This window comes from Streptomyces sp. NPDC056987 (assembly GCF_042673865.1).
Classification (GTDB): Bacteria; Actinomycetota; Actinomycetes; order Streptomycetales; family Streptomycetaceae; genus Streptomyces.
On record NZ_JBHURV010000030.1, the window covers coordinates 38,482 to 64,396 of the forward strand.

A 25,915-nucleotide genomic window follows, 5' to 3' on the forward strand; every position below is an offset into this window, starting at 1 on the left:
CGGCCGCGCTTCATGCGGCGGCGGAGCCGCCCATGTCATTCGTGAGTGAAATCCCGAGACGGACGATATCCGCATGCGTTTCCACTTCGCATTTCTGACGTACTCTCCGGATGTATGTATTGACGGTATGTACGCTGATCCCCAGCCTGGTGGCGATCTGACTGTATGTAAATCCCCGGGCGACGTACTTCACGACCTGGAGTTCCCTGGGTGACACGTTCAGGGCATTTGCGCATACCCTATTTTCGGATTTACTCGCCGGCTTGTGCAACGCACATTCCCCCTGTTGCTCATCGGTAAATCGAGTTCGGTCAACCCTCGACGGATGTCAAATATAGGGCACGTGACTCGCGCTCGCCATTTTAGGACCTCTTGACTTTCCTATCGGGTTATGGTTGGTGGTCATCTGTCATTTCCGGTGGTGATATCAGTTCGAAAGCGGTCCGGGCCACTCCGGGGTCACGCAGAAGATCTTCCTGACTTACCGGGAAGCGGATTTCCCGACCGGTGCGCCCGCCGGTGCGCCCACCGGTGGCGCCCACGGAGAGCAGTGAGGTCGCCGACGCCCAGCCGGGCCCCGGCCCGAGGTGCCGCGCCGCCGAAAGGTATCCGGCATAGGAGCGGAACAGCCTGGTGAGCTGTTCGGCGAAGTCACCGCCGACCCCCATCCGCGCGAGGGCGGTCGCGTACGCCTCGCGGTACAGGGCGACGAACGCCTCCGCCGCCTTGTCGAAATCGTCGCCCGCCGCGTCGCGGATCCGGCCGATTCCGCGCAGCAGTTCGGCGCGCTCCTCCTCGCTCACCCCGTCCATCCCGCCCACCGCCCTCCGGATGTCCCGGTCGAGGTTGGGCACGCCGGGCACTTCCGGGTCGAAGAGCAGCAGCACCGGGCGCTCGCCCTGCCGGCGTTCCACGATGTCCGCCAGACGCGAGGCGAACACGCACCCCGCGCAGTAGCCGAGCACCGCGCGCACCGGGCGGGCGGCGGGCCCGTACGCCACCTGGCCGGCCCATCGGTGCAGGTAGTGCCGCGCCCGGTCGTCCTCCGCTCCCGTGTCGGGCACGTCGGGCGGGGGGACCGCCTGCCGCACGTCGAACGAGCCCGGCAGCAGGCCGGCGAGTTCGGCGAACGTCGCCTCGCGCCGCCCCGTCGCGGCGAAGTCCACCGCCAGCACCACATCCCCGTCGGCACCGGCGACGAGCGGGGACCAGGCGGGCCCGGTGTCATGGCTGCCCGGCATCCGTCCCCTCCCCGTACACCTCGGCGGCCACGGCCACGATCTCGGCGAAGTGGGGCACCTCCGCGGCGCGCGCCTCGACGGCGTCCGCGAGCGCGGCCACGGTGCGGTGGCCGAACAGGGTCGCCACCGGCAGCTCGATGTCCAGGACGGCCTGGACCCGGGCGAGGACCCGCACGGCGCGCAGCGAACTCCCGCCCAGCGTGAAGAAGTCCGCGTCCACCGGCGGCACGGGTGTGTCGAGCACGTCGGCCCAGATCGCGGCCAGCCAGTGCTGGAGATCGCCCGCGGGAGCGGCGGCGGCCTGCGCGGGTGCGGCCTGCACGGGCGCGGCGGCGTCGTACGGCCGCTCGCCGGTGTCCGCCGGGACCGCGCCCTCCGACGGCGACGGCGACGGTGACGGCGGCTCCATGACCGGTACGAAGCGCAGACACACGCTCTCGTCCGGAAGTATCCGCGCGGTGTGGGCGCGCAGTTCCGCCTCGTCGGGCGGCGACCCGGGCTCGGGCACGTAATAGACGGTCAGCTCGGGGCCGGTGGTCTCCCGCGGCGCGGTGCCGCCCGCCGTGAGGAGGTCCTCCAGCGCGACGAGCTGGGAAGGGGAGAGGCCGGCGATTCCGGGGAAGGACACTCCAGTTCCTTTCTGCTGCTGCCACTGCCGACGTCACTGTCGGTGTCACCGCGGTGTCACTGCTCAGCGGGTCGCGGTCACGACGGTCATCCGGTCCGTCCACCAGTACTGACAGTCCGGCGGAGGCCGCAGATCGTCCACGACCTCCACCGCGAACGAGGAGAAGTACCGCAGCAGGCCGCGCTGATGACGGCGGCTCAGCGAGTCCCGCTCATTGGTGTAGTACGTGAAGACCCCACCGGAGCGCAGATGGGCGGCGGCCTCGCAGAAGAACGCCTCCGCCACCGTGCTGTCCCGCAGCACGTACTGGTCGAACTCGGCCTCGCTGGTGGGGAAGGCGTCCCACAGGATGCCGTCGAAGTCGCCGAGGCCCGGCAACGCGGCCTGCCAGTGCCCCCGCAGCAGCTCGATGTCGGATCCGGGGCGCCCGGCCGCCCACTGCCGGGCCTTGTCGAGCACACCGTCGTTGTACTCCACGATGGTGTGCGAACGCACCCCCTGTTCCTCGATGAAGGTCGCCGACAGCCCGAGGCCGAACCCGATCTCCAGGATGTCGCCGTGGGAGGCGGTCACACGCTCCGCCATGCGGTGCATGAGCCGTTCCTCCCAGTCCTGCATCACCTGCTGGCCCTCGATGATGAGCTGGTCGGCGTGGTAGTCGGCCGCGCTCTCGTGCCAGTTCGCGTGGATCTCGCCACGCGTGGTGCCGCCGATGAAGTCCGGCGCGATGACGTCGAGATGGCGCAGCTGCTCGGCCAGTTCGTCGACGGCGCGGTGGATCACCCAGCGCCGCTGTTCCGCGCGCGGCGCGTCGATGAAGGCGTCCCGCCGGATGTCGAGATCCACGGCGAAGTCCTTGTAGCGGCGCAGCATGGTCACCTTCCGGTCGGCGGGGTGGTCGGGAGGGTGTCCGCCCCGGTCACCGCGCGCAGCGCGGCCGCGGCCAGTGCGGGCGGTGCGGCGCCCAGGAGCGCGGCCGTCCGCTGTGGCCGGGGGGCGTCGGGCGGTGTCGCGGCCACGGTGGCGGACCGTACGCCCGGATGGCCGGCGAGGTGGGCGGCGATCAGGTCGAGCCGCACCCGGACGCCTCGGAGCGTGGCCAGGTCGTCGGCCGTACCGCACAGCTCGATGCCGCCGGACGGCCGCATCCGCGCCAGCTCACCCGTCCGCACCAGACGGGCGCCGGCCGGCAGTTCCGGATGACGGCTCTCCACGAGACGCCGTCGGACGAGGGCGGCGCTCGTCACACCGCCGGCCCCGGTCCCGGCCTCGGTCCCGGCCCCGTCGTCGTCGGCGGCGTCGGCGGTCAGGCAGAGTTCGCCGAGAACGCCGTGGGGCACCGCCCGGCGCCGGTCGTCGACCACGACGGCCGAACCGTCGCCGACGACCAGTCCGCGGCTCTCCTCCGGGTCGTCGGACAACGTCCTGACCAGCGCGGCCAGGCCCCCTCCGGGGTCCGTGTGCAGGTGGTACAGGCGCGCGGACGGAGCCAGTGCGGCGAAGCGGCGTGCCGCCTGCTCCCGGGGGGCCTCACCGGTGGTGATCACCGTCCGCAGTCCCGCGAGGGCCTCCGCGAGGCCGGGCTCGGCCGACACCTCGCCGATCAGTTCGGCCAGCGTGCTCGGCAGGAGGAAGAGCGTGTTCGCGCCGTCCCGGACCAGCGCCGCCGCCAGCGCCCTCGGATCGGTCCGCGCGCCGGGGCCGGGCAGGACCGCGGTACCACCGTGCGCGAGCGGCCACAGCAGCTCCCACACGCCGTGCGCGCGGGCGGTCGGTGTCGCGTGCAGGACCGTCGGCGCGTCCGTGCCGAAGTACCGTACGGCCCACGCGGTGTGGCGGGCGAACGCCCGGTGCGCGACGACGGCCAGGTCGGGCGGGTCGGCCGGCCCCGTCGTGCACACCGCGTACATCGCGCGCCGCTCGTCACCGGGCGCGTCCGCCGCGTACGGCGCGGCGTCCGCCGTCCCGTACGGCTCACGCGGGCCCGGCCGCGACCGGTCCCCGACGGCCAGCGGCCGGGTGCCGGACGGCAGTGCCGTGGCCTGCGCTCCCTCGGCCACGACGGCGAACGGGTTGCCCGTACGCGTGACGACGTCCGCGACGCGCCGCCGCGGCCAGCGCGGGTCGACGGGCACGAAGGCCCGTCCCAGGCTGTTCACCGCGAGCATCGCGGCGACCAGCGCGGGCCCCTCCGGGAGCACCAGCGGGACGAAGGCCGCCATCGGCCCCGCGTCGCGCAGCCGGGCGCGGACCTCCTCGACGAGCGCGGACAGCGCGCCGTACGTCACGCCCCGGCCGTCCGCGACGAGTGCCGTGCGCTCCGGCCACCGCCGGGCGGCGGCCTCGAACCGGGCAGCCAGCGGCGCCCGTTCCTCGGGCCCGGGGTCCGGGGCGCCGGCCGTGGCCAGCGACCGGTCCGCCGGGCGCGCGGCGTCCATGTCCCGCACCCGCAGATCCGGGTCGGCGACGACCTGGTCCACCAGGGTCAGGAAGCTCGCCACCATGCGCTCCGCGGTCCCCGGGCCGAACACCTCGGCGCAGTACCACAGCCGCCCGCTCAGCGTTCCGTCGTCGCCGTCGCCGACGGCCAGTGTGAGATCGAGCGCGGAGGACCGTACGGGCACGTGCGCGGGCCGGACCTCCGCACCGGCCAGCCGCAGCGAGCCCCGCTGCTCCTCGTCCATCACGAACAGCGTCTGGAACATCGGGTTCCGGGTCGCGGACCCGTGCCTGCCGACGGCGCGGGCGATCTCGTCCACCGGGACGTGTCCGGCGGCCTGTGCGGCCAGCGTGCTCCTGCTGACGCGGCGCACGGCCTCGGCGAAGGTGGGATTGTCCGCCAGCCGCGCCCGCACCGGAAGGGTGTTGACGAAGAACCCGATCAGCTCCTCCAGCTCCTCCGCGTCACGGTTGGCGGCGGGCACGCCGACCGCCAGGTCGTACGTTCCGCTGTAGCGCGCCAGCAGTACGGAGAAGAGCGTGAGGAGGGTGTGGTAGCGGGTGGCCCCCTCGCGCCGGGCGAGGGCCGCGAGGGCGGCGGCCTGACGGCGCGGCACGGTGAAGCGCCGCTCGTCACCCGCGCGGGTGGGCTGCTCCGGCGGAAGCAGGTCGGCGGGGAGGGCCAGTTCGGGCAGCCCCTCCAGATACTCCCGCCAGAATCCGAGCCGCTCCGTCACGCGCCGCCGGAACGCCGGGTCCGCCTGCCGGCCGCAGAAATCCAGATAGCGGGCGCCGAGCGGGCGCGGCGCGAACGGCGCGCCGCGCAGGGCCGAGGCGTACGCCTCGCTCACTTCGTCGAGGAAGAGCCCCGCCGACCACTCGTCGAACGCCACGTGGTGGACGGCGAAGGCGAGGAGGGCGCGCCCGTCGGCGCACTCGACCACCGTCGCGCGCAGCACCCGGCCCGCCCGGAGGTCGAACGGGCGCGCGACGAACGCGGCCAGCACACCGTCCGCCGACTCCAGTTCCTCCCGGACGGTGTGCGGGACGGCGGCCGTCTCCACGGGGATGTCCGGTGCGACCACGACCTGGCTCAGCCGGGCGCCGTCGAGCCGGACGGCCGTACGCAGCGGCTCGTGCCGCGCCGCCACCGCCCGCAGCGCGGTGCGCAGCGCGGGCACGCTGACCCCGCCCGTGACCTCGAAGGCGAGCGGGATGTGGTAGGCGGCGGACTCGGGCAGCAGGCGCTGGAGGAACCACATCCGCTCCTGGCCGGACCAGCACGGCCCCTCGTCCCGCACCGTGCGCGGCAGCCGGGGCGGAGCGCTCATGTCGTCGCGCCCGCTCTCCTCCGTCATCGCGCCCGCCGCGACGAGGGCCGCCGCGAGAGCCGTGACCGTGGGCTCCTCGAAGAACCGGGCGACATCGACGGCCACGCCGTACCGTCCGCGCAACCGGGTCAGCAGCTGAAGGGCGAGCAGGGAGTTGCCGCCGAGGTCGAGGAAGCTGTCCCCGGCCCTGATCTCCTGGTCGCCCAGCAGTTCCCGCCAGGCGCCGGTGACCGCCGCCACCGCCGCGCGACGCGCCTGCCCGGCCCCCGGAAGATCCTCGGCGGCCCCGGCGGCCTCGTCGCCCGGAAGATCCCCGGCGGCTCCGGCGGTGCCCGCGCTCCTCGGCGGGCGGGCCGACGCGCCGAGCGTGCGCGGCGTGCCACCGCCGTGGGAGTGCACCACGTACCGCTGCGGGCAGGCATAGCCCGGCAGCCGCTCCGCCGCCCGCCCGCTGAGTGCCCCGACGAGCCGCTCCGCCGCCCCGGCGGCCGCCGTGCCGACCACCTCGGCGACCAGCAGGTCCCTGCCGTCCGGCCCCGGCTCCGTGGTCACCGCGACCTTCTCGACCCCGGCCACCTCGGCCAGCACGCCCTCGACCTCACGCGGCTGCACCGTGAAGCCCCTGATCTTCAGGCGGGTGTCGATGCGCCCGGCGAAGCGGAAACCGCCGTCGGTGAGGGCCACCGCGCGGTCCCCGGTCGCGTACATCCGCGCGCCCGGGCGATCCGCGAACGGGTCGGGCAGAAACCGTTCCGCCGTGCGCGCAGGCTGTCCCACATAGCCGCGGGCGGTGGCCAGTCCGCCGACGTACAGCTCTCCCGGCACGCCCGGCGGCTGCGGACGCAGCCGCGCGTCGAGCACATAGGCGCGGACACCGGACAGCGGCCGGCCGATCACACCGCTGCCCACCGGGTCACCCGGTGCCAGAGGCCCGTCCACGACGGAGGTGATGGCCTGCTCGGTCGATCCGTACATGTTGAACGTGCGGCACCCCGGCCCCGAGACAGCACCCCACCGGGCGATGTCGTCGGCGGCGACCTCCTCACTGCCGACCGCGACCACCCGGACGCATCCGGGAGGCGGCGGCACGTCCCCCGCCTCGACCGCCGACAGCCACGCGGTCCAGAAGGAGGTCGGCAGATCGAGGGCGCTGACCTGGAATTCCGCCAGGAACGCGGTGAAACGCACGAGGTCGCCGGCGGTCGCGGGATCCATCAGGACGAGCGCGGCCCCCGCCGTCCACGCGCTGAACGCCTCTTCCAGTGTGATGTCCACGCCGAGCTGGGTGAACTGCAGCACCCGGTCCGCCGGGGTGAGCTCCCAGCGGTCGGCCATCCGGGCACAGGTGTTGGCCAGCGCGGCGTGCTCGGTCAGTACGCCCTTCGGCACGCCGGTCGAGCCCGAGGTGAACACCAGATAGGCGAGGTCCGTGCCCGTCCCGGCCCACCGCGCCACCGGCGCCCGGCGCTCCGGCGCCGACGCCTCCTCCACCGGGAGCACCACCGACAGCCCGGCGTCGCGGGCGAGGGCGGTGTGCTCCGCGTCGACGAACACATGCCGCAGGCCCGCCACTTCGGCGACCTCCGCGATACGGGCCGGCGGCCACGACGGGTCCAGGGGCACATACGCCGCACCGCTGCCGAGCACCCCCAGCACCGTGGCCAGGAAGTGCGGGCGGCGCGCCCCCAGATAGCCCACGGGCAGCTCCGCGCGCTCGGCGGGGGTGCCGAGCGCGCGCACCGAGGCCGCGACGGAGTCCGCCATCGTGCCCAGCCGCTCAAAGGACAGATCACCGTAGGCACCGGTGACGGCCACGGCGTCGGGATGTGCCGCGCGCCGTGCGGTGAACGCCTCGCACACGGACGCCCATGCCCCCGAACCGACCACTGCGGTCTCCTCACATCATCCGACGGTTGGTCACATGCGGTTATTCATCACGGCTTTTCGTTGTTCGAGGATTACTACGCAAAGCTCTCGCCACTCCGCTAGACAGATTGACCGAAGGCCGCTGCGCACACCATTCACCAGAACCTGTGACTTGACAGGTTTGGGCGCCATCGATCTAGTTCCTTCCGGTACGACGCCCCGTTGACAGCCCCCCACCCCTGTGGCAGCTTCGGCACATCGCGGCTCCGCCCTCCCACCACATCTGCGACGCACCGTCCTGCCGAACGCGCGGGGGAACTCCCCGCCGGCGCGCACGCGGTGTCCTGCCCCGTTGGGAGCGCCGAGAGTTGTCACCGTCATCCGCCGTACCGGCCACCGCCCGCGTTCCGTGGCACGGCTCCCCCCGCTGGCTCCCCCCGGTCACACTCCCCGAACTGTTCGAGGCCCAGGCCGCGACCACCCCCGGCCGCACCGCCCTGGTCTTCGAGGGGAGCGGGACCCGCTACGACCGGCTCGACGCCGACGCCAACCGCCTCGCGCACCTCCTGATGGCGCGCGGCGTCCGCCCCGGCGACCGGGTCGCGGTGGCGGTGCCGCGCTCCGCGGACCTGGTGGTCGCGCTGCTCGCCGTGCTCAAGAGCGGAGCGGCGTACGTACCGGTCGACCCCGACCACCCCCGCGACCGGGTCCGCCGCCTGCTGCGCGACTGCGCACCCCGCGCGGTGCTCACCACGACACCGGGCGCCGAGGCCCTGGACGTGCCCGACGGCGCCGTCGTCCTGGACGACCCGCACACCACCGCGTCGTTGGCGGCCCTCCCCGCGTCCTCGCCCACCGCGCCGGGCCGTGGAGCGCCGCCCGCCCCCGACGATCCCGCCTACGTCATCTACACCTCGGGATCCACCGGCCACCCCAAAGGCGTCGTGGTCCCGCACCGCGCCGTCGTCAACCGCCTGCTGTGGATGCAGGACACCTACCGGCTGGAGGCCGACGACCGCGTCCTGCAGAAGACCCCCGCCGGCTTCGACGTGTCGGTCTGGGAGTTCTTCTGGCCCCTGATCACCGGCGCCACACTGGTCGTCGTCCGGCCCGGCGGACACAAGGACCCGGGCCACCTCGCCCGGCTCATCCGCGCCGAGCGGGTGACCACCGTCCACTTCGTACCGTCCATGCTGCGGTACTTCCTCCAGGCGCCGGGCGCGTCCGGCTGCGACACCCTGCGCCGGGTGTTCTGCAGCGGTGAGGCACTCCCGGCCGACCTCGTGGAGCCCTGCCTCCGCACCCTCGGCGCCGACCTCCACAACCTCTACGGCCCCACCGAGGCGACCGTCGACGTCACCGCCTGGCACTGCCTCCCGGGCAGCGGCACCGCCTCCGTCACGGTCCCGATCGGCAGACCGGTCTGGAACACCGGCGCCTACGTCCTCGACGGGGCGCTGCGCCCGGTCGACCCGGGCGGCATCGGCGAGCTGTACCTGGCGGGTGTCCAGCTCGCCCACGGCTACCTCGGCAGGCCGGGGCTGACGGCGGAGAGCTTCGTCCCGGACCCCTTCGGACCGCCGGGCACCCGCATGTACCGCACCGGCGACCTCGCGGCCTGGCACGGGGACGGGTATCTCCTCTTCCACGGGCGCGCCGACCACCAGGTGAAGGTGCGCGGCTTCCGTATCGAGCCCGCCGAGATCGAGGCGGCGCTGACCGCGCGTCCGGAGGTCGGCCAGGCGGTCGTCGTCCTGCGCGAGGACCGGCCGGGCGACCCCCGCCTGGTCGCGTACGTGACCCCCGGCCCCCCGACCGCCCGGCGCGACGGGCCCGACACCGCCCTCCTGCGGGACGCGCTGGCGGCCCGGCTGCCCGACCACATGGTGCCCGCGGCGTTCGTCACCCTGGACGCGCTGCCGCTCACCCCCAACGGCAAGCTGGACCGCCGCGCCCTGCCGGCGCCCGGGAGCCCCGCCCCGGCCCGCGCCGGCCGGGAGCCGCGCACACCCGAGGAACGCGCGCTGTGCGCGCTGGCCGCCGAAATCCTGGGTGCCGACGGCCTGACCATCGACGACAACTTCTTCCACCTCGGCGGGAACTCCCTGCTCGCCGTCCGTTACGCCGCGGGCATCCACACCGCGCTGGGCACGCCGATCGAGGACGTGAGGGTCTTCTTCGAGGCGCCGACCGTCGCCGAACTGGCCGCACGCCTCTTTCCCGCAACGGGCTGACACAACACCCACACGGCGGGGCTGACGCACGTCCCCGCACACCGCGCACCGCACACACACCACGTACACCACACACACCGCACGCCCGCCGACACCCGGCGGGCGTGCGGTGTGTTTCCGCGCGCACGCGTGGGCAGGCGCACCTCCTCACACGCGTCGGCGGAGAAGTGTTGACAAGGCCGATTCCGCAAACCTACCGTAAGGACTAGTCGTCTAGACTAATTTTTCTTCGCAAAGCTCCGACGCGGAGGTGACAATGAAGTCGCGTACATCGCCCTTGAAAGAAGCTCGCTACGAGCTGGTCGAGATTCCCGAGCCGATGGGCCCGGTCACCGTCACGGTGGACCGGCGCAAGGTGCTGGACCACGCCTACAGTGAGGACGACTTCGGGTCCTGGTACTTCGAGGACTCCCCGTTCGGCGGCGCGGTGGGACACCCGCTCGTGCTCGCCAACGACCTGCTCTTCCTCTTCTACGAGAACTACGACGGCAACACCGCCCAGGGCCTGCACACGCACGAGCACCTGACGTTCCACTCCCCGGTCGCGGTCGGTGAGACGGTCACGATCGAGGGCGGCTACACGGAGAAGTACGAACGCCGCGGCCAGGGCTATGTCGTCCTGGAGGCGGAGGCCCGCGGCGCCGACGGCCGGCTGCTCGTACGGCACGTCGGCAAGGAGATCATGCGGACGGTCGCCGGTGAGGTCACCGGCCGGAACCGGACGGCGGGCGAAACGCGGACCCGCACGGTGCTCGGCACGGTGGACACCGCCCTCCCCGTCCTCGGCCGTGCCCGCCTCGACGCTCCCGCGCGCGCCGCCCTGCCGCGGCGGACGACGGTCTTCACCCAGGACCAGATGTCGGTCTTCTCCTGGGCGGGACACGGTTACGCCAACGTACACACCGACGTGGAAAAGGCCGCCGCCTCCGGACTGGACCGTACGATCGTCCAGGCCCAGCAGCAGGCCGGCTTCGTCATCAGCAACCTCGTCGATGTGTTCGGCAAGACGTTCTTCACCTCGGGCGAACTCGATCTCCGTTTCGTCTCACCGGCCTTCGTCGGCGACGAACTCACCACCGGCGGCGCTGTCGTCGGTGTCACGGGCGACCGGCTCGATCTGGAGGTCTGGGTGGACAAGGCCGACAGAACCCGCACCGCGCTCGGATGGGCCTCCGCCCGCGTGGACGACGACCCGGAACGCCCCACTCGCCTTCTCTGACCCCTCCCGGTCGGCGTCCACGTTCCCCCCACCCCATTCCGCCCCCACACGTCAGTGAGATCGACAACGGAGTCATCCATGGCGCCATCAGTCACCACACCGCCTGCCACCGAGCAGGAACGCACCAGTCTCGCCAAACGCGCCGCCGTCGCCAGCCTCGTCGGCACCGCCGTCGAGTGGTACGACTACTTCATCTTCGGCACCGCGTCCGCCCTCGTGTTCGGGAAGCTCTTCTTCCCCAACGAGGACGACCCCATCATCGGCACCCTGTCGGCCTTCGCCGTCTTCGGTGTCGGCTTCTTCGCCCGCCCCGTCGGAGGAGTGGTCTTCGGACACTTCGGCGACCGGTTCGGCCGCAAGGCCGCCCTGGTCACGACACTCGTCCTGATGGGCGGTTCCACCTTCCTCATCGGTCTTCTGCCCACCACCGACCAGATCGGGCTGTGGGCTCCCGTCCTGCTCGTCCTGCTCCGGCTCATCCAGGGATTCGGTGTGGGCGGCGAATGGGGAGGTGCCTCCCTCGTCGCGGTCGAATACGCCCCGGCACACAAACGGGGCGCCTACGGCAGCTTCCCGCAGATCGGCAACGCGGTGGGCCTCGTCATGTCCACCAGCATCTTCGCCGCCGTGTCCACCCTGCCCGACGACGCCCTGATGAGCTGGGGCTGGCGCCTCCCGTTCCTGCTCAGCGCCGTACTCATCGCCGTCGGCCTGTTCATCCGGTTCAAACTCACCGAGACACCGACCTTCCAGGCCGCGCAGGAAGAGCTGGAGAAGCTGCCCGCCGAGGAACAGGCGAGAGCGCGCATGCCGATCACCGAGCTGTTCAAACGGTTCAAGAGGCCCCTGCTCCTGGCCATGGGGATGCGCCTCGGCGAGGCGGTCTTCGGCTACATCATCCTCACCATCGGCCTGACGTTCGCCGAGAACTACACGACCATCCCGGGCACCCACGTCCTGATCGCGAGCTGTGTCGCCGCCGCGCTCGCCGTCTACACGTACTACTTCTTCGGGAAACTCTCCGACCGGATCGGCCGGCGCACGGTCTTCATCGCGGGCTCCCTCGTCGGCATCGTCGTCACCTTCCCCTTCTTCTGGATCCTCGACGCCGACTCCATCGTGCTGATGTACGTGGCCTACGCCGTGGCGTACGCGATCGGCGTCGGCGCCGTCTACGGCGTCGAACCGGCCTTCTTCGCCGAGCTGTTCGGCACGAAGGTGCGCTACACGGGACTCTCGCTGTCGGCACAGATCCCCAGCGTCCTCATCGGACTGTGGCCGCTCGCCTCGACCGCTCTGCTGGCGGCGACCGGAGGGGATCCGTGGCCGATCGCCCTCATCACCGTCGTGGCGCTGCTCATCGGACTGGTGTGCGCCGTCATGGCCCCCGAGACCAACAGGGTCGACATGACACGTGTCGGCGAAGAGACGGAGCAGGCACGATGACCGACCCGACTCCCCGCCCCTGGCGCGACCTGACCGACCCACGCCGCGCCGGCGCCGCGGACCGCCTCGAAGAGGGTCTCAAGGAACCGGAGTTCGAGAACCTCGCCATCCCCGAGGAACTCGGCACCGTACGGGTCGTCGTCGACGACCACAAGATCAAACGGTATGCCTTCACCCACGACGACCATTCCCCCTGGCACCTGACGGAGAGCCCGTTCGGCGGGCGGCGCGTCGGACACGCGGCGCTGCTGGGCAACGACCTTGTCCAGCTCTTCACCCTCGTCTACGCGGCCAGCAAGGTCGTCGGGTACCACACCGAGGAACAGATGTGGTTCGACAGCCCGGCGGCACTCGACGAGATCGTCACCCTCCACGGCACCTACACCGAGGCCTACCGCCGTCGCGGCGAGGGGTACGTCGTCATGGAGGCCGAGGCCACGGGCGAGGACGGGCGCAGTGTCGTCCGCCATCGCGGCGTCGAGATCCTCAGGACCGTCCCCGGCACCATCGGCGGACGCGGATCGGCGGCACCGGAACGCCGCGTCACCGGCGAGATCCCGCCGGACGCGCGGACCGTCGGAACACTGGGACCGGACGTACGCCCCGGCGACGTGCTCGCCCCGCTGCACAAGACGGTCACCGCCGAGCAGGCCGCGGTCTTCAGCCGCGCCGGCGAGTACGTGCGCAACATCCACAACAGCCTCGACGCGGCCCGCGCGGGCGGCCTGCGGGTGCCCATCGTGCAGGGACAGCAGCAGTTCGGCGTGCTCGCCCAGCTGCTCACCCTCCGCGCCGGACCGTCCTTCTTCACCGGCGGCTGGCTGCGGGTCAAGTTCCTCGCGCCGCTGGAGGTGTTCGAGCCGTTCACGTCGACGGGGGTCGTCACCGCCGTCACCCCCGTCGACGACGGCCTCCGCGTCGACCTGGAGGTGTGGGTACGCCGCGACACCGACGATCGTCTGATCACAGCCGGCTGGGCCGCCGTGACCGTCCCCGCGTCCTGACGGACCGGCCACCGAATGACCGGCCACTGAAGGAAGGACCGGCCAATGCCACACCGACCGTCCGACCGCACCGACACAGAAAACGGATCTTCACAGATGAGTACTTCCAAGACCGGCGGCCAGCTCGTCGTCGACCTCCTGACCTCCCTGGGCGTCGAGTACGTCTTCGGCGTCGTGGGCGGCCAGACCCTCGCCATCACCGACGCCATCATCGACACCCCCGGCATCCAGCTCGTCCACACCCGGCACGAGAACGCCGCGGCCGTGATGATGGACGCCTACGGCCGGCTCACCGGGAAGCTGGCCGCCTGCATCGCCACGACCGGCCCCGGCGCCACCAATCTGCTCACCGGCGTCGGCGGCGCCTACCGCGACTCCAGCCCGGGCATCGTCCTCACCTGCAACAACAACGGCGAGAACATCCACAAGGACGACGCCCAGAACGCCGACCACGTGGAGCTGTTCAAGCCGCTGGTGAAGTACTCCCGGCTGGTGGCGCACAGCTCGTCCATCAAGCAGGCGGTGGAGGAGGCGTACGTCAACGCCCTCACCGGCAACCCCGGACCGGTCCACCTCGACTTCGCCCGCGACACCATCGAGGGCCAGGTGGACAACCCGCCGGCGATACCCGGCGTCCACCCGAGCCGCGCGTGGGTCACCGAGCGTCCGTCCGCCAACCCCGTCGCGCTGGCCAGGGCCGCCGAACGGGTGCTGCGCGCCGAACGCCCGGTCATCTGGCTCGGCAACGGCGGCAACCGCGCCCGGGCGAGCGAGGACGTCCTGGCGCTCGCCGAGGCGCTCGGCATCCCGGTCGTCACGACCTTCAACGGCATCGGGGCGGTGCCGACCACCCATCCGCTGGTGTTCGGGGCCGTCAGCCGCATGGGCACCACACTCTCCGGTGAGGTCCTCGACGACGCCGACCTCGTACTCGCCCTCGGCAACAGCCTCAACGCGGTGTCCACCACACGCTGGCGGCGCACCCTCCCCGAGGTGATCCAGGTCGACGTCGAGCCGGCGATGATCGGGCGCTACTACTCCGAGATCACCCAGGGCGTGGTGAGCGACCTCGGCTCCTTCGCCCGCGACCTGGTCACCGCGACCGCAGGGCAGGCGGACACCGCGAAGGCCGGACGCGCGGAGTGGATCAGCTCCCTCGGCACCGCACGCACCACCTGGTGGCAGGGGTCCGAGGTGACGGACCCCGGAGCCGAGGGACCGCTTTCCCCCGCCGACATCGTCCGCACCCTGCGCGAGGTGGCGCCCGAGGAGACCCTGCTCATCCCGGACGCGGGCAACCCGGGCGTGTGGTCGTTCCTCTGGGAGATCCAGCGGCCCCACAGCTACATCAAGCCCGTCGGTTTCGGCAACATGGGATTTGCCCTCCCCTCGGCGATCGCGGCGGCGCTGATCGACCCGGAGCGCCCCGTGCTCGCGCTGATCGGCGACGGCTCCCTCGGCATGAGCCTGGGCGAGATCGAGACGCTCGCACGGGTCGGCGGGAACGTCTGCGTCGTCGTCCTCAACGACTCCAGCTACGGCAACATCCGCCAGGAACAGGAGCTGCACTTCGACGGACGCACCACCGGCGTCGACTTCGGAACGGTCGACTTCGGCATGGTGGCCCGGGCGATGGGCGTCACCGGCGAGGTCGTCACCGGCCTGGCCACCCTGCGGCAGCGGGTCGCCGACGCCTTCGCGGCGGGGACGCCGGTGATACTCGACGTACCGATCGACCGCGAGGTGAACGCCTGGACCTTCCCGTCGTTCGTGGCCCGGAAGAAGCAGTAGAAGAAGCCGTAGGACCGACAGGAAGGAGGTGACGGCGGACATGCCGAACACGACCGCGGCACCCCTCGACGGCGTGAAGGTGCTCGACCTCTCGCGCTTCATCGCGGGCCCGCTCTGCACACAGGTCCTGGCCGACTTCGGGGCCGAGGTGGTCAAGATCGAGCGGCCGGGCGGCGAGGACTCCCGGCACCACGGGCCGTACCACCGGGACGAGAGCATCTACATGTTCCTCTACCACCGGAACAAGTACGACGCCTCGCTGGACACCCGCCACCCCGAGGCACTCGCCCTCCTCGAACGGCTGATCACCTGGGCCGACATCGTCGTGGAGAACTACCGCCCCGGCACGATCGAGAAAATGGGCATCGGCTACGAGCGGATGAAGGAGCTCAACCCGGACATCATCCTGGTGTCCATCTCCGGCTTCGGCCAGACCGGCCCCGACGCGCGCCGCGCCCTGTTCGACGCGATCTCCCAGGCGTCCTCGGGGCTGATGAGCATGACCGGCGAGCCCGACGGCAAACCGACCCTCAGCGGCACCTACATCGCCGACTACACCACCGGCTACCAGGGCGCGATCGGGGCCCTGCTGGCGGTCCTGCACCGGGAGCGGACCGGCGAGGGCCAACTCGTCGACGTCGCCTCCTTCGACACGATGTTCTCCGCGCTCGGTGTCCGCCTCATGTCCCAGCTCATGCTCGGCCAGGACATGCCCCGCAGCGGATCACGCGACCTGCTGACCGCGCCGGTCAACGTGTACGAGGCCGCCGACGGGCCCATCTACATCCAGGCCGGAACCGCCTCGCTCTTCCCGAAGCTCTGCGCCGTGATGGGACGGCCGGACCTGGCCGGGGACCCGCGCTTCGCCGCCGTCGAGGGCCGGATGACGCACCAGGAGTTCCTGGAGGGCGAGATCGGCGCGTGGGCGGCCGGCCGTACGACGGAGGAGATCGGGCGGATCCTCGACGAGGCGGGCGTGCCGTACGCCAAGGTCGCCTCGGTCGCGGAAGTGGCCCGGTCACCGCAGATCGCCGCCCGTGACATGATCGTTGAAGCGGAACACCCCGAACTCGGTACCATCCGGATGCCCGGTAATCCGATCAAAATGGAGAAGACTCCGCCCATGGTCCGCAAGGCGCCCCCTCGGGTCGGCGAGGACAACACGTACGTCTACCGGGACATCCTCGGGCTGTCCGCCCAGGACCTGGACCGCCTGCGCGAGTCGGGGGCTGTCTGACCATGGCACGCGCACCCAGGTATCAGGTGATCTACGACGACCTGGTCCTCCAGATCCGGTCCGGGGCGCTGGCCCCCGCCGCGCGGCTGCCCAGCGAGACCGACCTGGCCCGGCAGTACGGGGTGAGCCGGATGACCGTACGTCAGGCTCTCGACCTGCTCGACTCCGACCGGTTCGTCGTCAGGCGGCAGGGAAGCGGCACGTTTGTCAGCGGCCACGGCGAGCGCGGGCGGCGGCTCAACCGGCTGCGTTCCTTCGCCGAGGAGATCGAGGGCACGGGCGGCGAGCCGTCCACCCGGCTGATCCACTGCGCGACCACGCCCATCCCCGCCGACGTGGCCGAAGCCCTCGGCGGCGGGCACGACGAACCGGCCCACCGGCTCACCCGGGTCCGCCTCGTCGACGGTTCGCCCGCCGCGCTCCAGGACGCCTGGATCCCGTACGCCGTCGCGCCGTCGCTCTGCCGCGAGCCGCTGCTCGACGGCTCCCTGTACCGGACCCTGACCGAACGCTTCGGGGTCGAACTGCGCTACGCCGACCAGTCCATGGCGGCCACCCTGCTCACCGGCGAGCAGGCGGAGCTGCTCGGCGCCGAACCGGGCACGCCCGCGCTGGAGGTGCACCGCACCACCTACGGATCGCGCGGCGAGACCGTTGAGTTCACCACGAGCTGGACACTGCCCGGGTTCCCCTTCCTCCTGCGGATCGACGCCGAATGAGCGCCCATGTCGTCGCGGTCGACGTCGGGACGTCGGCCGTGCGGGCCATCGCCGTCGACACCGGGGGACAGGTCCTCGCCCACCGGCGCATCGCCCGTACGTCGGGACTCGGCGGGGACACCTTCGACGCCACCGACCTGGACCGGGACGTACGGGCCGCGCTGGCGGGGGTGTCCGGCGGACCGGCTCCCACGGCGCTGGCCATCGCCGCCCACATCGGCACCGTCGCCGTCGACGCGGACCACCGGCCCGTCGGCCGCGGTGGCGGCTGGGCCGACTCCCAGGGCGTGCCGCGGCTCGCGGCGTTCGGCGACGCGACGGTGCGGGCGCTGCTGCACACCGCGGGCCGTCCGGCGCTCACGGGCGGCGCCCTCGCGTATCACCTGGGGATGGAGCCCGGCCTCGCGTCGACGGTGCGCGCGCTGCTGTCGCCCAAGGACTTCCTCGTGGCCCGGCTCACCGGCCGGCTCACCGCCGACACGATCAGCGCCGCCTACACGCTCGCCTCCGACGTACGCCGTCGCGCGTGGAACACCGGCCTGCCGGCCGGGGCCGGCCTGGACCCCGGGCTCCTGCCGCCGCAGTCGGAGCCGACGTCGGTGGTCGGCACCCTCACCGCGGAGGCCGGGGCGGCCACCGGCCTGCCCGCCGGACTTCCCGTGGTCGCCGGCGGCCCGGACGGCTCCGTCGGCATCGGCCTGCTCCTGGGCGGGGCCGACGACGTCATCGCCGATGTCGCGGGCACCACCGACGTCATCGGCCGACTGCTCCCGGACCCCGACGGGGTACCGGACCGTGCCGTACTCAACCCCTCCGTCCTGCCCGGCCGGTTCGTCGCCGGCGGGGCGACCGGCCTCACCGGGGGCGCGGTCGCCCAGTGGCGCTCCCTGGTCGGCACCGTCGAGGACGAGCGGCTCGCCGCGGTGCCCCCGGGTGCCGACGGACTCACCGTCCTGCCCTCCATGACCGGGGCGCGCTTCCCGACCTGGCGGTCCGGCGCCCGCGGCGCGCTGCTCGGACAGCGACCCGGCCACGATGCCGCCTGCCTGCTCCGAGCCGCCCAGGAGGCGGCGGCTTTCACCGTCCGTGAAGGCGTGGACCTCCTCGATCCCTCGGGCAGCCTGCCGGTCGCGATGGCCGGCGGCTCGACCCGCGGCGCCCACGTGGCGCAACTGCGCGCCGACATCCTCGGCCGGCCGCTCCTGATCTCCCCGGAGCCGGACGTGACCCTGCTCGGCGCGGCGGCGCTCGCGTTCCTCGGTTCCGGGCTCGACACCGACCTGGACGCCGTACGGGACCGCCTCGTCGGCCCCCCGCGCACCGTCGAGCCCGACGCCGCCCGCGCGGAGCGCTACGGGCGGCTCCACTCCCGCTGGCGGGAGCTGCGCGACGCGGCGGACTCCGCGTACGGTGGTGATCGCTGACCGGCGCGCGCGGACTCCGCGCACCGCGGCGACCTCTGACGCGCGTGGCCCGTCAGAGGTCGCGCGGTCTCTTCGTCACCGGGCCCCTCCGAGCGCCTGTTCGATGATCTCCAGCGCGCGGATGCTGTCGGCCGGGTCGACGGGCAACGGGCCGCCCTCCCGCAGAGCGGCCGCGAGCAGACGGTAGAACTCGCGGTAGTCGCCGGCCCGCAAGGGCACGGCCGCCACGCCGTCGGGGCCTTCCACGACGGCGGTCCGTCCGTCCTCGTGCACCCCGAAACCGGCTTCGCCGGGTCTCCGTCCGGCGATGGACTGCGCCTCCTGCGGGTCGAGGCCGTCCGAACGGAAGACGGCCCGGGAGCCGCCGACCCGGAACCGGGGGCGTGGCGCGGGCGCCACCGCGCTCATCCACAGCCGCGTCCGCACACCGGAGACGTGCCGCAGGGTGAGGAAGGAGTCGTCGTCGCTGAAGCCGCCGGGGCGCCGGCGGTCGAGTTCGGCGTGGACCTCGGTGACCTCGCCGAACAGTTGCAGGGCCTGGTCGATCAGGTGCGGCCCGAGGTCGTAGAGAATGCCGCCACCCGCCTCGGGGCCCGTGAGGTCCTTCCAGCCGGTACCGACCCGCGGGTTCCACCAGGTGAAGGCGGAGTCGAACTGGCGGACCTCACCCAGCCCGCCGGCTGCGACGACCTCGCGGAGCGTGAGGAAATCGCCGTCCCAGCGCCGGTTCTGGAAGACGGTCAGCACCCGTCCGGCCGCCTTCGCCGCGGCCGCGACGGCGCGTGCCTCGGCGGACGTGACGGCGACGGGTTTGTCGACCACGACATGCGCCCCGGCCTCGATCGCGGCACGGGCGAGCGGCGCGTGGCTCTCGTTCGGGCTGCCGATGACCACGAGGTCGAACTGGTCCGCCCTGGCGAAGAGGGTGTCCGTGTAGGCGAGTACGTCGGTCTCCGGGTACGTGTCACGGGCGGCCCGCGCCCGCTCGGGTGATCCGGTGACGATCGCGTCCAGGGAGTAGCGCGGGTCCGCGGCGATCAGCGGCGCGTGGAAAACGCGCCCCGCGGTGCCGAAGCCGATGACGGCGGTGCGAATGACGCTCATGGAGTGGTCCTTCCTTCGTGTCCGTGGGTGGTCATCGGGGTCCGACCCCGGCCGGAATCCCGGCGGTGATCTCGTCCACCGCGTCGAAAAGCCCTGCGGGGATGTCGAGTTCGACCGCCGCGACGCTCTCCGCGATCCGTGACGGGCGCGAGACCCCCACGACGGTCGACGCGATCCGCGGGTCACGGGCCGAGAACTGGACGGCCGCGGCGGAGAGCGGCACGCCGGCCCCCCGGCAGAGATCCTCGATCCGGCGGATCGCGTCGAGCAGTTCCCCGGGCGCCTCCCGGTATCCGTACCGGCTCGACGCCCCGGTGCCGGACGCCAGGATTCCGCCGCCGAACACCGCGGCGTTGACCACCCCCATGCCGCGCTCGACCGCGGAGTCGATGAGCCGGTCGGCCGTACGGTTCACGAGGGTCCACCGGTTGTGCGTCAGCAGTACGTCGAAGTGGCCGGTCTCCACATAGGCGCCGATCGTCGCCGTATCACCGCCGGCCACCCCGATCGCCCGTGCCACCCCCCGGTCCTTCAGTTCCCGCAGGACCTCGACGGGGCCGCCGGGCGCGGTCGCGGCGGCGAACGTCGTGTTCTCGGGGTCGTGCAGATACAGCAGGGGCACCGAGTCGACGCCGAGACGGCGCAGACTGCCCGCGATGGCCCTGCGCATCTGCTCGCCGGAGAAGTCACCGGTGTCCAGATCACGGGTGATCTTCGTGGCGAGCAGATAGCCGTCGGGCAGACCGCCGACCTCGGCGATGGCCGTTCCGATACGCCGCTCCGATTCCCCGCCGCTGTAGGCGCAGGAGGTGTCGATTCCGCGGATCGGTCCGGTCAGCGCGGCGACGGCGGTCGCCACTCCGTCCTCGGCGCTCACGTCGTAGCCGAAGTTCGAGGGCATCGAGCCCAGCGGCGCGCCGCCGACCATGAGAGGGGTCACGGGGAGCCCGGTGGCCCCCAGCGTCCGGGGGGTCCAGTGCATGTCAGTCCTCCGTGACGGTCCAGTCGAAGAACCCGGCGTCCGCCGGGTCCAGGTGGGCACGGGCGGCCGTACAGTCGAACTCGAAGCCCAGCCCCGGGCGGTCGCCGACGGTGACATAGCCGTCCCGCACGATCGGCTCGGTGAATCCGTCGACGATGTCGTACCACCACGGGTCCGTGGCCAGGGGGTACTCGAAGGCGATCAGGTTGTCGGGCAGGGTCGCCGACACCTGGATCAGGGCCGCCAGTCCGAGCAGGCCGCTGCTGACGCCGTGCGGTGCGATGCCGATCCCGTACAGATCCGCGAACTCGGCGATCCATTTCAGCTCGGCGAGGCCGCCGACATCGCCCGGGTCGGGGCCGATGACCCGTACGGCGCGTGTCTCGATCAACTCACGGAAATTCTGCCGCAGATAGAGCTGCTCGCCGGTGTGGGTGGGGACCGTCGTCGCCGTGGTGATCTCGCGGTAGCCCGCGACGTCGTTCCAGGGCACGAAATCGCCCGTCAGGATGTCCTCGGCCCACGCGATGTCGAACCGCTCCAGTTCCCGCAGGACCCGCAGGGCGTCGGGCACCGTCCACCCCGGACCCATGTCGAGCGCCAGCCGCCGTTCGGGTCCCAGCACGTCCTTCATCGCGGCGACCGCGTCGACGATACGGCTGACACCGCTCGGCGTCAGAAACCCGCGATTGGGGTGCAGGGGACCCTCGCGCAGATCGTTGTAGAGGAAGTCCGGCGTATGGGGCGCCATGAACCCGTGCAGGCCCACGCCTTCCTTGATGATGGAGAACTTCTCGGGAGCCGCGGCCATGTGCGCCATCGACGCCGCGTAGTCCTCGGGCGTGTGCGCGCCGAGCGAGGTGCGTACGCCTCCGTTGTAGACCCGGATACGATCGCGCACCTTGCCGCCAAGAAGCCGGTGTACGGGTACGCCGAGAGCCTTGCCCGCCACGTCCCACAGGGCGATCTCGATGGCCGAGACGACGGCGCCCCACGGCTTGGACGCGCCCATGCGCCGGATGCGGAGCATGCAGCGTTCGACTTCCGTCGGATCGGCCCCGAGCAGCAGCGGGCGGTACACCCCGAGCGTCGCGGCCACATAGGGCTTGGAGAACTCGATCTCGGCGAAGCCGTCGATGCCCTCGTCCGTCAGGATCCGGAGCACGGGGGACCGGCCGATACGGGCACAGCGGATGTCGGTGATCCTCATCCTTTGACCGCCCCTCCGGTCAGACCGGCCGTGAAATACCGCTGCATGACGACGAAGAGGACGACGATGGGAACGGTGAGGACGACGGACGCGGCCATGGTCGCGCCCCAGTCGACATCGAACTCGCCGGCGAACTGCGTCAGCGCCACCGGGGCGGTACGCGAGGCCGTGGACGTGGCCATCACCGAGGCGAACAGGAACTCGTGCCACGACTGGAGGAAGGCGAACATCCCGGCCGCCGCCAAGCCCGGAGCACAGACGGGCAGCGTGACGTAGCTGACCGCGTCGAACCGTGAACCACCGTCGATCTGGACGGCTTCCTCCAACTCGTACGGGATCGCCGCGATCTGGTTGCGCACCATCCAGGTCACGAGCGGAACGGTGATCGCGAGATGGGCGAACGCCACCCCGCTCGCCGTGTCGAGCAACTTCAGCGACGAGACGATCTGGTAGACCGGCAGCAGCACCACGGTGAGCGGGACCATCTGCCCGAGCAGGATGAACAGGGCCAGCGGCCGGGCCGACCTGAACCGGAACCGCGCCAGCGCGTATCCGGCACTGAAACAGAACAGCAGGGTCGCGAGGGCGACGAGGCCGCCGATGACGACGGAATTCAGCAGCGCACGGGGCATCGACGACGAGGTGAACACCGCGCCGTAGTTCTCGAACGTCCATGAGGCGGGCAGCAGACGGGCCGGTACGGCGAAGATGTCACCCCGCTTCTTGAACGACGTGAGCACCATGACCGCGATCGGGGCGAGGCTCCACACCAGCAGGACCACCAGGGTTCCCCAGACCGCGGCGCGGGCGGACGCGCGGCCGATCAGAAGTCTCATGTCTGCTCCTGGAGGTCGGTGCGCAGGGTCCGCGCGAAGAAGACGGCGAGGACGGCCCCGATGAGCACCTGCACCAGTGCGACCGCGGACACGAGAGCCTGATCCCCGTTCTGGAACGCCTGGTAGAGAAGGATGGGCAGGATCGTCGACGCGCCGGCCGGCCCGCCGCTCGTGGCGACCCAGATGATCGTGAAGGAGTTCAGGGCCCAGATCGCGAGTGTCAGCACGCAGATGCCCGTCGTCGGGCGGATGGCGGGCAGGATGATGTGCCGCAGGATCGCGGGACCGCCGGCCCCGTCGAGACGGGCCGCCTCGTAACGCTCGGCGGGGATGGTGGCCAGCGCCGCCGAGACCATCAGCATCACGAACGGCGCGGTGACCCAGATCTGGATGAGCGCGACCGCCCACAGCACGATGCCGGGATCGGAGAGCCAGCGGACGGGCTCACCGATGAGCCCGAGATCCAGCAGCGTCCGGTTGAGGATCCCGTAGTCCGTGGAGAGCGTCCACCGCCATACGGTGGCCCCGACCACCCCGGGAATGATCCAGGGAATCATCAGCAGCGAGCGCCACACCCCGGCGAGCCGGAGCCTTCTCGACTGGAGCACGAGGGCCCCGGCGTAACCGATGACGATCGCCCCGGCCACCGAACCGACCGTCCAGTACAGCGTGTTGAGAAAGACCTGGCCGACATTCGGGAGACCGAGGAAGCGGCTGAGCCCGGTACCGCCGTCGGAGACGACCCGCGCGATCGTCGTGACGACGGGTATCACCATGAGGACGGCGGTGACGAGCGCGGCCGGGAGTATCAGGGCGACCGGGCGGGTCCGGTGCCGCCCGCGCACCGGCTCCGTCGCCGTGGTGCCGGTCATCGCGTCACCAGCCGCTGGATCCGGGCGGCGCCCTCGGCCGGCGTGGTACGTCCCAGCGCGACCTCCTGGATCGTGTCGTGCGCCGTTCGGACGGCCGCGGTCCAGCGGGGGTCGTTGGGGGCCGGAACGGAGTGGCGGGCGAGCTGCTCCGCGTACGGCCGCCGCTCGGGAGTGGTGAACTTCGCGTCCGCGGACGCGCTGGTCCGCGCGGGGAAGGTCACGGTCAGCTCCGCCATGTTCTCCGGTCGCGCGAGAAAACCGACGAGTTGCCGCGCCGCGTCCTGGTGCCGCGCGGCCTTGGGGATGAGATATCCCCAGCCGACCCCTTGCGCCGTCCCCGGCCCGTCCGGTCCGGGCAGCAGCGCCGTCGCGACGGGCGCGCCCTGGTCGACCGCGGTGTCCACGTCGAACACACCGGCGGGATACATCGCGACGCGCCCCTGGAGGAACAGCTCGCGGATACCCGTGTTGTCGAGCTCGAACGAACTCTTGCCGGCCCATCCCTCGCGGATCGAACCGCCGACCAGCTCCAGTGCCGCCTCGGCCGACGCTTCGGTGAAGCGGGGAGCGCCGTCGGTGATCTCCGTACCGCCGGAGACGGCGAAGTCGAGGAAGCGCAGCGTCAGGTCGTTGGGATCGCCCTGCATCGGCCACGCGGTTCCCACCACGTCGCCCCGGGTGAGCCGCTTGGCGTCCCGCTCGAACTCCGCCCAGGTGCGCGGCGGGGAGTCGATACCGGCCGCCGCGAACAGGCGGGGGTTGTAGATCAGGGCGTTGGTCGCCCACCGGTACGGCACGGCGTACGTACCGCCGTCGAAGGTGAGCGAGTCGACGAGCCCCGGTGCGAAGTCGTCGGCCGGCATGCCCGCGCCGTACAGATCGCCGACATCGGCGAGCTGCCCCTTGCCGGCGTAGCCGCGCACGCGGGACAGCGACTCGGTGATGACATCGGGCGCGTTGCCCGAGTCGAGCGCGACGGCGGTACGGTTCGCCACCGTGTCGCCGGTGGTCTGCACCAGCTCGACCGTGAGGCCGGGATGCTGCTGTTCGAACTCCTTGACGAGCCCTGTCGCCTTCTCGTAGTCCCAGTCGGGCACCCACCAGGCAACGGTGTTGTCGCGCGCCCCGCTCTCCGCGACGTTGTAGGCGGTCGTGCCCGCGAGGGTGAGAACCGCTGCGGCGACCACGCCCATGAAGATCCGGGTCCGAGGCATCATTGCCATCTTCGCTCCGTTGATCGAGTACTCCCTGCTCGGGGCACATCGTGTATCCTGTCATTACAGGATGTCAAGCACTTGTCCCGGAGGAGATCGGCTCCCGAGCCGGGCTAGGATCTGGTCCCAGCGGGCAGCGGGTGCTCTCAACAGGCAAGGGGATGCGGAGAGATGAGCGGGGAGATCGAGACTGCCCGAAGCCTTCGCCTGGCCCGGCTCACCACAACCAGGGAACCCATGACCATTTCATCGTCGATCGACCGGCGCTCGGACGTACCGTTCTACTCGCAGCTGAAGCGACTGCTGCGGGAGGACATCGCGGCACGAGGCCTGGAACCCGGTGACCGCCTGCCCGGGGACCACGAACTCTGCGACAGGTATCAGGTGTCCCGCACCGTGGTGCGCCAGGCGCTCCTGGAGCTCGAACATGAGGGCGTGGTCCGCAGGGAGAAGGGCCGCGGCACATTCGTCGGCGACCCGCGGACGTCGCACGGGTTCGGCGGCGCGCTGATCGGCACGTTCGAGGACATCCAGAGCAACGCGGGTGAGCAGCACTCCCGTACGCTGTTCCGCGGCATCGTCGCCGCCACACCGCAGGTCGCGCGTGATCTCGCCGTGGCCGAAGGGGCGGATGTCGTCGAGATACAGCGCGTCCGTGAGGTGGACGGCGTTCCGTGGGCCTTCACCCGCACCTTCCTCCCCGTCGACGTCGGGCAGCCGCTGCTCGACATCGAGCTGGAGGACGTCTCGCTCTTCGGTGTCCTGGAACGGCGGTTCGGAATCCGGTTCGAGCGCGCCCGGCGGTCGGTGGAGGCGGACGTGGCGAACGAGACGGTCGCGTCGGCCCTCGACTGCGCGCCGGGAGCGGCGGTCCTGGTGATGCGGAGCGTCTCCTTCGACCAGGCCGGCCGGCCGATAGAACGGTTCACCGGTTTCCATCGCGGCGACCGCAGCCGCCTGAACGTCGAGGTGTTCCACTCGGCGGATCGCTGACCCGGAGGCCGGGCGGACCGTGCCGTCGTCCGCCGCCCGGTCGTCGTCCGCCGCTCGCGACGGGAACAGAGGCGACGGGCCTCGTTCCCGTGGGGCGAGGCCAAGGGGGCGCGTTGACATTCCGA

19 protein-coding genes and 1 pseudogene are annotated in these 25,915 nt (G+C 71.7%); 9 read left to right on the forward strand and 11 right to left on the reverse strand.

What is annotated here, in order from left to right; all coding sequences use genetic code 11:
- Positions 1-10: 10 nt before the first annotated feature.
- The 5 genes from ACFTZC_RS29350 to ACFTZC_RS29370 form a co-directional block, all read right to left on the reverse strand.
- Positions 11-217 (reverse strand): helix-turn-helix transcriptional regulator, encoded by a 207-nt coding sequence (locus ACFTZC_RS29350; RefSeq protein WP_365809918.1) that lies wholly within the window; start codon positions 215-217, stop codon positions 11-13.
- A gap of 172 nt (positions 218-389) precedes the next feature.
- Positions 390-1,241: a hypothetical protein gene (locus tag ACFTZC_RS29355; RefSeq protein WP_382894760.1), complete on the reverse strand. Its 852-nt coding sequence runs from the start codon at positions 1,239-1,241 to the stop codon at positions 390-392.
- Positions 1,225-1,869 carry a phosphopantetheine-binding protein gene (locus ACFTZC_RS29360; RefSeq protein ID WP_382894761.1) on the reverse strand — a complete coding sequence of 215 codons (645 nt, stop codon included), beginning with the start codon at positions 1,867-1,869 and terminating at the stop codon, positions 1,225-1,227. Before ACFTZC_RS29360 ends, ACFTZC_RS29355 begins: the two co-directional genes overlap by 17 nt.
- A 63-nt stretch (positions 1,870-1,932) precedes the next feature.
- A complete protein-coding gene (locus ACFTZC_RS29365; protein WP_382894763.1) occupies positions 1,933-2,742 on the reverse strand; it encodes a class I SAM-dependent methyltransferase in 810 nt (269 codons plus the stop codon).
- Between the two features lie 2 nt (positions 2,743-2,744).
- The gene (locus tag ACFTZC_RS29370) at positions 2,745-7,526 is read right to left on the reverse strand and encodes an amino acid adenylation domain-containing protein (protein ID WP_382894764.1); all 4,782 of its coding nucleotides are present in this window, start codon (positions 7,524-7,526) and stop codon (positions 2,745-2,747) included.
- Between the two features lie 389 nt (positions 7,527-7,915).
- Between ACFTZC_RS29370 and ACFTZC_RS29375 the strand changes: the two are divergent.
- The 8 genes and pseudogenes from ACFTZC_RS29375 to ACFTZC_RS29410 form a co-directional block, all read left to right on the forward strand.
- Positions 7,916-9,739: pseudogene (locus tag ACFTZC_RS29375) on the forward strand (amino acid adenylation domain-containing protein); the annotation flags it as partial.
- A gap of 256 nt (positions 9,740-9,995) precedes the next feature.
- Positions 9,996-10,958, forward strand: coding sequence for a MaoC/PaaZ C-terminal domain-containing protein (locus ACFTZC_RS29380; RefSeq protein ID WP_382894766.1), 963 nt, complete (start codon positions 9,996-9,998; stop codon positions 10,956-10,958).
- A 78-nt stretch (positions 10,959-11,036) separates the two neighbouring features.
- Positions 11,037-12,404, forward strand: a complete 1,368-nt coding sequence (locus ACFTZC_RS29385; RefSeq protein WP_382894768.1) for an MFS transporter — start codon at positions 11,037-11,039, stop codon at positions 12,402-12,404.
- Positions 12,401-13,408, forward strand: coding sequence for a hypothetical protein (locus ACFTZC_RS29390; RefSeq protein WP_382894769.1), 1,008 nt, complete (start codon positions 12,401-12,403; stop codon positions 13,406-13,408). Before ACFTZC_RS29385 ends, ACFTZC_RS29390 begins: the two co-directional genes overlap by 4 nt.
- A 96-nt stretch (positions 13,409-13,504) precedes the next feature.
- Positions 13,505-15,199 (forward strand): thiamine pyrophosphate-binding protein, encoded by a 1,695-nt coding sequence (locus ACFTZC_RS29395; protein WP_382894771.1) that lies wholly within the window; start codon positions 13,505-13,507, stop codon positions 15,197-15,199.
- A 40-nt stretch (positions 15,200-15,239) separates the two neighbouring features.
- Positions 15,240-16,436 carry a CaiB/BaiF CoA transferase family protein gene (locus ACFTZC_RS29400; RefSeq protein ID WP_382894773.1) on the forward strand — a complete coding sequence of 399 codons (1,197 nt, stop codon included), beginning with the start codon at positions 15,240-15,242 and terminating at the stop codon, positions 16,434-16,436.
- A gap of 2 nt (positions 16,437-16,438) precedes the next feature.
- Positions 16,439-17,155, forward strand: a complete 717-nt coding sequence (locus ACFTZC_RS29405) for a GntR family transcriptional regulator (RefSeq protein ID WP_382894775.1) — start codon at positions 16,439-16,441, stop codon at positions 17,153-17,155.
- Complete coding sequence (locus ACFTZC_RS29410; RefSeq protein ID WP_382894777.1) at positions 17,152-18,579, forward strand: FGGY-family carbohydrate kinase; 1,428 nt, start codon at positions 17,152-17,154, stop codon at positions 18,577-18,579. Before ACFTZC_RS29405 ends, ACFTZC_RS29410 begins: the two co-directional genes overlap by 4 nt.
- Positions 18,580-18,654: 75 nt before the next feature.
- Here the strand turns inward: ACFTZC_RS29410 and ACFTZC_RS29415 are convergent, their stop codons facing one another.
- Genes ACFTZC_RS29415 through ACFTZC_RS29440 form a run of 6 tightly spaced genes read right to left on the reverse strand, consistent with a single transcriptional unit; the run spans position 18,655 to position 24,806 of the window.
- Entirely contained in the window at positions 18,655-19,683 is a 1,029-nt protein-coding gene (locus tag ACFTZC_RS29415; protein ID WP_382894779.1) for a Gfo/Idh/MocA family oxidoreductase, read from the reverse strand.
- 31 nt (positions 19,684-19,714) lie between these two features.
- Positions 19,715-20,665, reverse strand: a complete 951-nt coding sequence (locus ACFTZC_RS29420) for an aldo/keto reductase (RefSeq protein WP_382894781.1) — start codon at positions 20,663-20,665, stop codon at positions 19,715-19,717.
- Between the two features lies 1 nt (position 20,666).
- Complete coding sequence (locus ACFTZC_RS29425) at positions 20,667-21,875, reverse strand: mandelate racemase/muconate lactonizing enzyme family protein (RefSeq protein ID WP_382894783.1); 1,209 nt, start codon at positions 21,873-21,875, stop codon at positions 20,667-20,669.
- The gene (locus ACFTZC_RS29430) at positions 21,872-22,711 is read right to left on the reverse strand and encodes a carbohydrate ABC transporter permease (protein ID WP_382894785.1); all 840 of its coding nucleotides are present in this window, start codon (positions 22,709-22,711) and stop codon (positions 21,872-21,874) included. Before ACFTZC_RS29430 ends, ACFTZC_RS29425 begins: the two co-directional genes overlap by 4 nt.
- Positions 22,708-23,583, reverse strand: a complete 876-nt coding sequence (locus tag ACFTZC_RS29435; protein WP_382894787.1) for a carbohydrate ABC transporter permease — start codon at positions 23,581-23,583, stop codon at positions 22,708-22,710. Before ACFTZC_RS29435 ends, ACFTZC_RS29430 begins: the two co-directional genes overlap by 4 nt.
- Positions 23,580-24,806 (reverse strand): ABC transporter substrate-binding protein, encoded by a 1,227-nt coding sequence (locus tag ACFTZC_RS29440; protein ID WP_382894789.1) that lies wholly within the window; start codon positions 24,804-24,806, stop codon positions 23,580-23,582. Before ACFTZC_RS29440 ends, ACFTZC_RS29435 begins: the two co-directional genes overlap by 4 nt.
- Before the next feature lie 228 nt (positions 24,807-25,034).
- On the opposite strand from ACFTZC_RS29440, the gene ACFTZC_RS29445 reads away from it, so the two are divergent.
- Positions 25,035-25,790: a GntR family transcriptional regulator gene (locus tag ACFTZC_RS29445; protein WP_382894791.1), complete on the forward strand. Its 756-nt coding sequence runs from the start codon at positions 25,035-25,037 to the stop codon at positions 25,788-25,790.
- The last annotated feature ends 125 nt before the right edge of the window (positions 25,791-25,915 follow it).